General features: G+C 71.4%; 5 protein-coding genes. 2 read left to right on the forward strand and 3 right to left on the reverse strand.

From position 1 onward, the window contains the following. Positions 1-399: 399 nt before the first annotated feature. Both ACTWP8_RS11630 and ACTWP8_RS11635 read right to left on the reverse strand, forming a co-directional pair. Entirely contained in the window at positions 400-1,524 is a 1,125-nt protein-coding gene (locus ACTWP8_RS11630) for an acyl-CoA dehydrogenase family protein (protein ID WP_443322051.1), read from the reverse strand. A 70-nt stretch (positions 1,525-1,594) separates the two neighbouring features. Further along, the gene (locus ACTWP8_RS11635) at positions 1,595-2,758 is read right to left on the reverse strand and encodes an acyl-CoA dehydrogenase family protein (RefSeq protein WP_443322052.1); all 1,164 of its coding nucleotides are present in this window, start codon (positions 2,756-2,758) and stop codon (positions 1,595-1,597) included. A gap of 183 nt (positions 2,759-2,941) precedes the next feature. On the opposite strand from ACTWP8_RS11635, the gene ACTWP8_RS11640 reads away from it, so the two are divergent. Further along, complete coding sequence (locus tag ACTWP8_RS11640; protein WP_443322053.1) at positions 2,942-4,465, forward strand: class I adenylate-forming enzyme family protein; 1,524 nt, start codon at positions 2,942-2,944, stop codon at positions 4,463-4,465. A 20-nt stretch (positions 4,466-4,485) separates the two neighbouring features. Here ACTWP8_RS11640 and ACTWP8_RS11645 read toward each other — a convergent pair whose 3' ends face one another. Further along, complete coding sequence (locus tag ACTWP8_RS11645) at positions 4,486-7,284, reverse strand: hypothetical protein (protein WP_443322054.1); 2,799 nt, start codon at positions 7,282-7,284, stop codon at positions 4,486-4,488. A gap of 498 nt (positions 7,285-7,782) precedes the next feature. Between ACTWP8_RS11645 and ACTWP8_RS11650 the strand changes: the two genes are divergently transcribed. Next, entirely contained in the window at positions 7,783-9,372 is a 1,590-nt protein-coding gene (locus ACTWP8_RS11650) for a hypothetical protein (RefSeq protein WP_443322055.1), read from the forward strand. The last annotated feature ends 31 nt before the right edge of the window (positions 9,373-9,403 follow it).

Below are 9,403 nucleotides of genomic sequence, written 5' to 3' on the forward strand. Positions count from 1 at the left end.
GACACATCGCCTCGCGCCTCCACGAGATCACGGTCCGTGACCTCCGCGGAGAACAGCATGGTTGACGTACAGTCACCCCAACAAGCGCTTCAGGCATATTCCGGCGCAATGGAGTATGCGTGCTGCATACTGTGCGGCGCGCGCTGCGGGGAGTCGAAAAAGGGGGCATATCGTGCCCCCACCCGGCGCGAGCGGCATACATTCGCCACCCCGGCCTCGCCACACTGGCCACTCCGGGATAGTTGCGCCTCAGAACCACTCGCACCCGAGGCAGCGTACCGGAGCCTGCCGCCGACTCCCCCCTGTGACGAGTCACGTATAGGACACAACCCGATATCGACGCTCAGTGACGCTCCTGGTCGAACTCGGGTGAATCACTCGGACATTTCGCCGATGAGCTCATGCGCCAGGACATCCTTCGCCGGCAAGGCCCTCGGCGAGAACATCCTCCGCCTCGGCAGCCGACTGCCACTGCGAGGCCCGCACCCAGGCCCGCTTGAGATGCAGATGGACATCCGCCTCCCAGGTAAAGCCCATCCCGCCGTGAACCTGAAGGCAGTCGCGGGCGTTGCGCACGGCGGCCTCGTCCGCGAGGAGCTTCGCGGCGGCGGTGTCGTACGCGACCCCGGTCACGGCAGCGGCATATACGGCGCTACGGGCGATTTCCGCACGTACCAGCATCTGGGCGCACAGGTGCTTGACGGCTTGGAAGGCGCCGATGGGCTGCCCGAACTGTTCGCGTTCGCCCGCGTACTGGACGGCCATCTCGACCGTGCGGGAGGCGCTCCCGAGCTGCTGCGCCGCCGTGAGCAGGGCGGCCTCGCGCCGGAGCGGGCCGGCTGCGGTCGCCGCGGCGACCGCTGCCTCCCGCGGCCCGCACGCGCGGCCACCGGGCGTCCTCGCGCCGCCGCCCGTCCGGCGCGCTTCCCGGGTCGCCACGCGGGCGACGCCACGCTCGACGCGGTGCAGCGGTGTGGCGGGGTCGACGGAGCGCATCGGCGCGGCCTCGACGCCGTCCGGCCGCAGCACGTTCACGCCCACGCCCACGTCAACCACTCCATCTACGCCATCCACGTCATCCACGTCATCCACAACGAGTAGGGCATCCGCCGAGGCCAAGTGCTCGACCGCGACCGGCCCGTCGGCGCTGCCCGAAATGTCGACGGCGGTCACCACCGCCTCACCGGTGGCCGCCCCCTCGACCAGTCCCGCGGCCAAGTGCGTCGCGACGAGCGGCCCCGGCAGCAGCGCCCGCCCCGCCTCCTCAAAGACGAGCACGGCCTCGGGCAGCCCCAGCCCCACCCCGACCCCGCCCTCCTCCTCTGCCAACCGCAGCGCGAAGAAGCCCGCTTCACCGAGCTCGCGCCACAGCCCCCGGTCGAGGCCCCGGTCGAATCCCCGGTCGACGTCGAGGCCCCCGCCATCCACTGCAGCCCGCAGCCGACCGCGCGGGAAGCGCCCCGCCAGCAGTTCCCGGAACCCCTTCCGCACCGCCTCCTGGTCCTCCGTCAGCCGGAAGTCCACCGCACCCTCACCCCGCTCAACACCCCACTCACCCTGCTGACCGCCCCACCGCCTCACCGCCCGCACCGCCTCACCGCCCCTTCGGAAGGCCGAGGATCCGCTCGGCGACGATGTTCTGCTGGATCTGCGACGTGCCCGCCGCGATCGTGTACGAGAGCGACGACAGCCGGTCCGCGACCCATTCCTGCTCCGCGTCCAGCGCGCCCACCGCCCCCAGCACCTCCGCCGCCGCGTCGTACAGCTCCTGCCGCGCCTTCGAGTACCGGAGTTTGAAGACCGAGCCGCCGACGCCCGGCACGCCCCCGCGCGCGCTGTGCTCCGCCTCGCTCACGTTCCACTGCGTCAGCCGCCACAGCGCCGTGAACTCCGCCGCCAGCCGCCCCAGCCGCCGCCGCAGGCCGTCGTCGTCCCAGCGGCCGTTCGCCCGTGCCGCCCGCGCCAGCTCGCCCAGCACCCGCCGGCAGGCGACGACCTCGCCCACAAAGGCCGTTCCGCGTTCGAAGGAGAGGGTCACCATCGTGACTCGCCACCCGTCGTTCTCCTCCCCGACCCGGTACGAGACCGGCACCCGCACCTCGTCCAGGAAGACTTCCGCGAACTCCTCCGACCCCGCGAGGGTGCGCAGCGGCCGTACGGTCACCCCGTCCGCGTCCATCGGCATCGCCAGCCATGTGATCCCCCGGTGCCTGGGCGCGTCCGGGTCCGTACGGACCAGCAGTTCGCACCAGTCGGCGACCTCAGCATGCGAGGTCCAGATCTTGGACCCGCTGACCACGTACGAGTCCCCGTCCCGTACCGCCCGTGTCCGCAGCGCCGCCAGGTCGGAACCGGCGTCCGGCTCGCTGAAGCCCTGGCACCAGACCTCCTCGCCGCGCAGGATCGGCGGCAGCCAGCGCCGCCGCTGCTCGTCCGTCCCCTCCGCGGCGATCGTCGGCCCGGCGTGCAGCAGCCCGACGAAGTTCGCCCCGACGTACGGCGCTCCCGCCCGCTCGGTCTCCTCCAGGAAGATCAGGTGCTGCGTCGGGGTGGCGCCCCGCCCGCCCGCGTCGGCGGGCCAGTGCAGGCCCGCGTACCCAGCGTCGTACAGCGCCCGCTGCCAGCCCAGGTCGTACGCCCTGCGCCCCGGCCAGTCCCCGGGCGATGGCTTCGGCGGCAGCCCCGGCAGCACCTTCCCCAGCCACGCCCGCAGTTCGCGCCGAAAGGATTCCTCTTCGTCGCTGTACGTGAGATCCATCAGCGCCCGCGGCCCAGATCACGTTCCAGCTCCATCGCTGCCTCCGGCTTTCCCTCAATTTCTGATGCATCGTCAGATAAGAGGAGGCTAGCCCCCGGCCCCCTGGACCGACAAGGCGCAGACCGTCTACGCTCCCCGCAGCATCTGACGAACCGTCAGCGAATGGCCAGATAGGGGGCCCGAATGAACGACACGGCACACGACCTGGCGGGCGCGGCGACCCTCTGGGAGCTGGTGGAGCGGCGCGCGGCCCTCACCCCCGACGCACCGGCCCTCCTCCAGGCCGCCGCATCCCCGCACGACGACCGGCGGCTCACCTTCGGCGAGCTGCGCGCGGACGCGGAACGGGTGGCCGCAGGGCTCTACGAGATGGGCGTGCGGCCCGGGACGCCGTTCGCCTGGCAGCTCCCCACCCGCATCGAGACGGTGGTGCTGTCGATGGCGCTCGCCCGCCTGGGCGCCGTACAGAGCCCGGTCATCCCCATCTACCGCGACCGCGAGGTGGGCTTCGCGCTGCGCACGGCCGAGGCGGAGTTCTTCGCGGTGCCCGGCGAGTGGCGCGGCTTCGACTACGCGGAGATGGCGCGCCGCATCCCGGACCCCCCGCGCCTCGTCGTGGCGTACGACTCGCTGCCCGAGGCGGACCCCGCGGTCCTGCCGGACCCGCCCTCCTCCGGCACCGACGTCCGCTGGATCTACTGGACCTCGGGCACCACCTCCGATCCCAAGGGGGTCCTGCACACCGACCGCAGCCTGATCGCGGGCGGCTCCTGCCTGGCCCACGCGCTGCGCCTCACGCCCTCCGACGTCGGCTCGATCGCCTTCCCGTACGCGCACATCGGCGGGCCGGACTATCTCGTGATGCTGCTGCTGTACGGCTTCCCGGCCGTTCTGCTGGAGCAGTTTGCGCTGCCCGGCTCCCTCGATGCGTACCGGCGGCACGGCGTCACCGTCGCGGGCGGCTCGACCGCCTTCTACTCGATGTTCCTGAACGAGCAGCGCAAGGACCCGTCCCGCAGGCTCATCCCCTCGCTGCGGCTGCTGGCGGGCGGCGGCGCGCCGAAGCCGCCGGAGCTGTACTGCGAGGTGGTGGCGGAGCTGGGCTGCAAGCTGACCCACGGCTACGGGATGACCGAGGCGCCGATGATCACCATGGGTTCGCCCGACGACACGGAGGAGCAGCTCGCCCGTACCGAGGGGCGGCCGCCGGAGGCGATGGAGATCCGGATCGTCGACGGCGAGGTGCGGCTGCGCGGCGAAGCGGTCTGCCAGGGCTACACGGACCCGGCCCAGACGGCCGCCGCCTTCGACGAGTACGGCTTCTTCGTCACCGGCGACCTGGGGCATGTCCGGGATGACGGGCATCTGGTCCTCACCGGGCGGCTGAAGGACGTCATCATCCGCAAGGGCGAGAACATCTCGGCAAAGGAGATCGAGGAACTGCTGTATCAGCACCCCGGGGTGGGGGATGTCGCGGTCATCGGGCTTCCGGACACGGAGCGCGGGGAGCGGGTGTGCGCGGTGGTGGAGCAGCCGAAGGGGGCGGAGCGGCTGACGCTGGAGGCGGTCACGACGTACCTGGGCGACCGGGGTCTGTCGGTCCACAAGCTCCCGGAACAGCTGCAGATCGTGGACGCACTGCCGCGCAACGAGACGCTGCGGAAGGTCCTCAAGTACAAGCTCCGGGAGCGATTCGCCGCGGCGTGAGAGAAGCCGCCGGTGCGCGGTCAGTTCGGGGCGTCCTGCGGGCACTCGTAGGCGGCGTCGGGGCCCCAGCTGGTGGCGCCGTCCTCGTCGTTGAGGGTGAAGGAGCCGCAGCGCAGGACGAGACCCGGGGTGTTCCCCGCGTACCGCACGATGACGAGCGCCTTGTTGAGGGGCGGCTTGGACTCATTGGCCTTCTGGTAGTGGATGACCCCGCTGACTCCCTGGAACCGGATCTCGTTGTCCAGCTTGGACTTGACGGTCACCGAGTCCACCTGCTCCTCGCTGCTCTGCTTCGCGTCCACGGTCGCGTCCCACAGCACCCTGAGCGCGTCATGCCCCAGGGGCCCGTGCCCGTCGTTGAACCAGGGGTCGTCTTCACCGGCGTAGTACGCATAGTGATCGGTGAAACGCTCGGCCTCCCCGCTCATGTCCTCATGCCGTACGGGCAGGACGTGGGCGGTGTAGTAGAGGCGCAGCCATTTCTTCGCAAAGTCGAATTTCCCGGCCAGGGCGGAGTTGGTGAGCTCATTCGCGCCGATGACTGTCAGGTTCCGGTAGGCGCATTCGGTACGACCGACGTAATCGTTGAGGAAGGCGTTGAAGTTCTCCACACGGGACGCCCAGTACAGAACGGCCCGCTGTCCGCCCTTCGCGTTCATACGGGCGCACACCTTCTCAGCGGTCTGCGCCGAACTGGCCACCCCTCCCGGGTACTCCATGACCGATGAGGCACCAGGAAAGTTCTTGCGGAACCTGTCAGCCAAATCGTCGCTGTAAAGGTCGGTCGGGTCCTTGACCACCACCGCCCGGGTGGCGGAGACACAGTAACCGTTGTTCTTCCGGGGGTCGGACGACTCCTCGATGATGGGGCCGGAGTGGGCGAACTTGGCCTCCACCCTGGTCTCGCGGTCATTGCTCGGCGAGAGGGGCCTGTAGTACTCCCCGGCTTCCTGCATCTCATTGGCCGACGCGGTCGTACTGATCACCGGCACACGACCGTCGCTGAGTGCTGCGGCTGCTGCCTTCGTCTCGGTCCGGCTCTCGGAGAATCCGATGACTCCGACAATGGTCCGGTGATCCTGGTACTTCTGGCCCTTCTGGGTGTCGGCGACAACCTGCTTCGCGACCTGTACCGCGTTCTTGAAATTGTGCCCGGTATCGCGTACGTCGACGATCAGCCGGACTTTCGAGTTCTCGGGGTCCGACGCCGCCTCGCTGTTCAGCCGCGCCTGGGCCAGCCAGATGCCGCGCAGTTCGGGCACTTCACCGTTGTACTCGGCTTCTTCCGGATCGGCGCTCACGGTGGAGCCGAGGTAGACCACCCTCCGGACGGTCTCCCCCTTCTTCTCGGCGGCCATGGCCTTCTCGTTGAGATCCTCGATCTGCTGCCGCGCCGCGTCGTACTCCTCCTTGACGGTCGCTCCCTCCAGCACGCCCTGCTTGAAGGGGCCTGCGGGCAGCGGCTCGGGGTCGACACGCTTGGCGACCGGGCTGCCGTCGAGGCAGCGGGTGTCCGCCGAGGGCCGTGTCAGACCCACCAGGAAGGACACGAGCAGGGCAAGCGCCAGGCTCATGGCCGTCAGCTCGGTCAAGAGCTCGAGCCGCGGGCCCCAGCGGAAGCCCTGCGGCCGGAGGGCGGAGACGGGGAGTCCGCCCCCCTCGAAGTCCGCGTCCTGCACTGTGGGTTGCAGTATCCGGGGGTTGTTCTGGCCCGGGGCCATGGGGGTCAGCTGCTGCGCCGGGACGGCGAGATTGGCGGAACGCTGCCAGTGCCACTGCTGGCCGGGCTCCTCCAGCTGATAGCCGTCCGGGCAGCCGACCCCGAACACGAACAGGGAACCGCTGCCGGGCTCACCGATCGCACTCCGGTACGCGCGCAGGAAGCGGACGACGTCCCGTGCCTCCGCCGTGCTCCCTGTCCCCGCCTCGTTGGGGGGCAGCGCGACCAGCACCACACGGCGGGTGCGGCGGCGGCGTGCCCAGGGGCGGAAGCGGCCGGCGCGCTTGCGGTGGAGATCCCCCAGCAGTGCGCGCAGCAGCAGCTTCTCCAGCTCGAAGAGGGCTCGTTCACGCGCCTCCGCACCTCCGCGCAGCGCCACCGCCTGAGGCGTCACCACGTCGGACACCCGGTCGAAGAACGTGCCGGTCGGGCTGCTGATGTGGAGCCACCGCGCGTACCAGCCGTACTTCCTCGACTTGAGCAGACGCCGCTTCCACCACCAGGCCCAGATCCGTCGCGGAAGCTTGTAGCAGACGGGGTTTCCGAACAGCCGCACCAGCGTGGTGATCACGGCACCCGAGCCGTCCGGCGGGGTCGCCAGTTGCGCGAGCCTGTGGAGCACGCCTCCGTCGGCCTTGTCGGCGTGCAGCTCGTACACGCTGTCGCGCAGCCGCCTGCCGGAGAGGTGGCGCTGCAGCGCCACCACATCGAGAGCCGGGTCATCGGCCACGGCGCGGGTCAGCTCGACGAGCTGGTCGACGAGTCCGAAGTCGCGGAGCTTCAGCTTCCCGGTCCGCCGGGGCGGATCCACCGGGAGCAGCCGCCCCACGTACAGCGTCAGCAGCTCTTCTCCGGGATTCCCCGTGGCCAGGGTCTGCGGGCGGGCATAGGACACGGCTTTGCGCCCGTCATGACGCAGCGCTTCCTCCAGCGCGCCGATGACCCGGGTCCAGCGCTGTTCGGCTCGTCTTCCCTCGCCGCCGGTCTTCAGCAGGACGGGAGGCAGCGGACGCCCGCGCAGGGACTTCCAATCGTCCGGATATACCGCCGTTTTGAAGGCTCTCAGGAACTCCGTCGCCCCCGCCGCATTCGGAAACACCGCGCCCCCTCCTCATGGCCGACCCTCCCAGCTTCCCGTGCCCGTCCCTGCCGGTCGCGGTGTTCTCAAATATCAATGGAATGAGGGGAGTTGAGGACCGGCGAACGCGGCTGCGGGTACGTACGGCACTTCGGCAGTCGATCGTCTGTACGACGTTCATCACCTCGGGCCTACGAGACTGCCGAGACTGTCCGACGGGGCCTCCGTCGCCCCCGGCGAGCGCGCCGGCCTCCACGCCCGGCCGGGCGGCCACCGCGCCAGGCACGCCGACGCGGCGTCGCTGCACCAGTCGCGGGGATGGGCCGTCGCGCGCAGGACGGAACGGCGGAGCCCCTTGCTTCGGGACAGTGGGCGGGCGAGATGCCGGGCCTTCGCAGGTCCGGGCCTGCGGCGGTGCGGTGCCGGGCGGAGGGCCGTGGCAGAGCGGTGGAGCGACCCGGTAGCGTGAACCGACGCTTTCGTCAGCACCGTTCCGCATCATCAGCCATAGGAGTCCCGGTGACGCACAGCGGACAGGGGAACGAGCCGCAGCTCCCTGCGGCCCGGCCCGCCCATGAGGGCGTTGTGCTGCCCGCAAACGGCGACCCGCCGTACGTGCCGGGGGAGCAGGCCGCGCCCGCCGCCGGGCAGCCGTGGGGCCAGCCCTGGGGTCCGGAGTCCGCGCAGGCACAGCAGAACCCGCCGGCACCGCCGGCCGCGCCCGCGCAGCCGGACGCCTGGGCGTCCCAGAGCCCCTCGGCGCAGCCGGGCGCCTGGTCGGCCCCTGAGAACCCGCCCGCCGCGCAGCTGGACGCCCCGCCGCGGGACCCGTCGGCACAGCTCGACCCGCCCGCCCAGCCAGGTGCCTGGGCGCCGCCTGCCCTGCAGCCGCCGGCGGCGGGGCAGGCGCCCCACGGCCTGGCGCAGGGCGGGCCGCAGCCGGGCGGTGGCGGTAACGACGCGGACTCCCAGGCCACGCAGCACATACCGCAGATATCGCCCGAGCCGCCGACAGCCGGGAGCGGCCCGCTGCCGCCCGAAGCCCCGTCCGAGTCGACGACGTTCCTCGGCCGCATGCCGCTGCCGCAACCGCGGGCACAGCCGCAGTCGCAGTCGCAGCCGCACCAGGCGGACGGCGACCCGGACGCCGAGGCCACCCAGTACATCGCCCCCGTCCCCGGCGGGCCTGCCGCCCAGGGCGGGCCCCAGCCGCCCGGCCGGGCGCCCTTCGGGATCCGCCCGGGCATGCCCGGCGACCGGCAGCCGCCCGCCGAGTTCGACGGGCTGTTCCGGTCCGAGGCGCCCGCGCCCGGGGCCGGACCGGAGTCGCCAGGCTCCACCCAGCAGATGCCCCGCTTTACGCAGCCCCCACAGCCCCCGCAGCAGCCGCACGGCGCCCAGCAGGCCCAGGCCCCGTACACGTACGAGCCCGAGGGCCGCGCCGCACGCCGCAACGCCGAGCGCCGCCGGGGCCTCTCCCCCGCGGCCCTCATCGGCATCGTCGTCGCGGGCTGCGCCATCGCCGGGCTCGCGGCCGGTGCCGCGCTCAGTGGCAGCGGGGACCAGAAAAACGCCGCCAAGAACGCCACGCAGTCCACGGACGCGGGCGCCGGGGGCGACAGCGGCCAGTCCTCACCGGCCCCCGACCCGGCCGAGAAGCAGGCCAAGGACCTCGACGGCCTGCTCGCGGACAGCAACGACAGCCGGGCGGCGGTGATCAGGGCCGTCGAGAACATCAAGACCTGCACGAACCTCGGTCAGGCCGCCGAGGACCTCCGCGGCGCCGCGGGCCAGCGCAACGGTCTCGTGACCCGCCTCGAGAAGCTCTCCGTGGACAAACTGCCCGACCACCAGGCGCTCACGTCATCCCTGACGAGCGCCTGGAAGGCCTCCGCGTCCGCGGACAACCACTACGCGGCGTGGGCGGACCAGGTCGCAGCGGGCGGAAAGAAGACCTGCCGGGGCGGCAAGGCGCGGGTCACGGGCCACACGGCCGCGGCCAACAGGGCGAGCGGCGACGCCACCACCGCCAAGAAGCAGGCGTCCCGCCTCTGGAACTCCATCGCCGAGGAATACGCCCTCACCCAGCGCCAGTTCACCCAGCTCTGACACCAGGGCCCCACTTGGGCGGGTGGGTGGG

The organism is Streptomyces sp. 7N604, from assembly GCF_052245475.1.
In the GTDB taxonomy this organism is placed as follows: Bacteria; Actinomycetota; Actinomycetes; order Streptomycetales; family Streptomycetaceae; genus Streptomyces.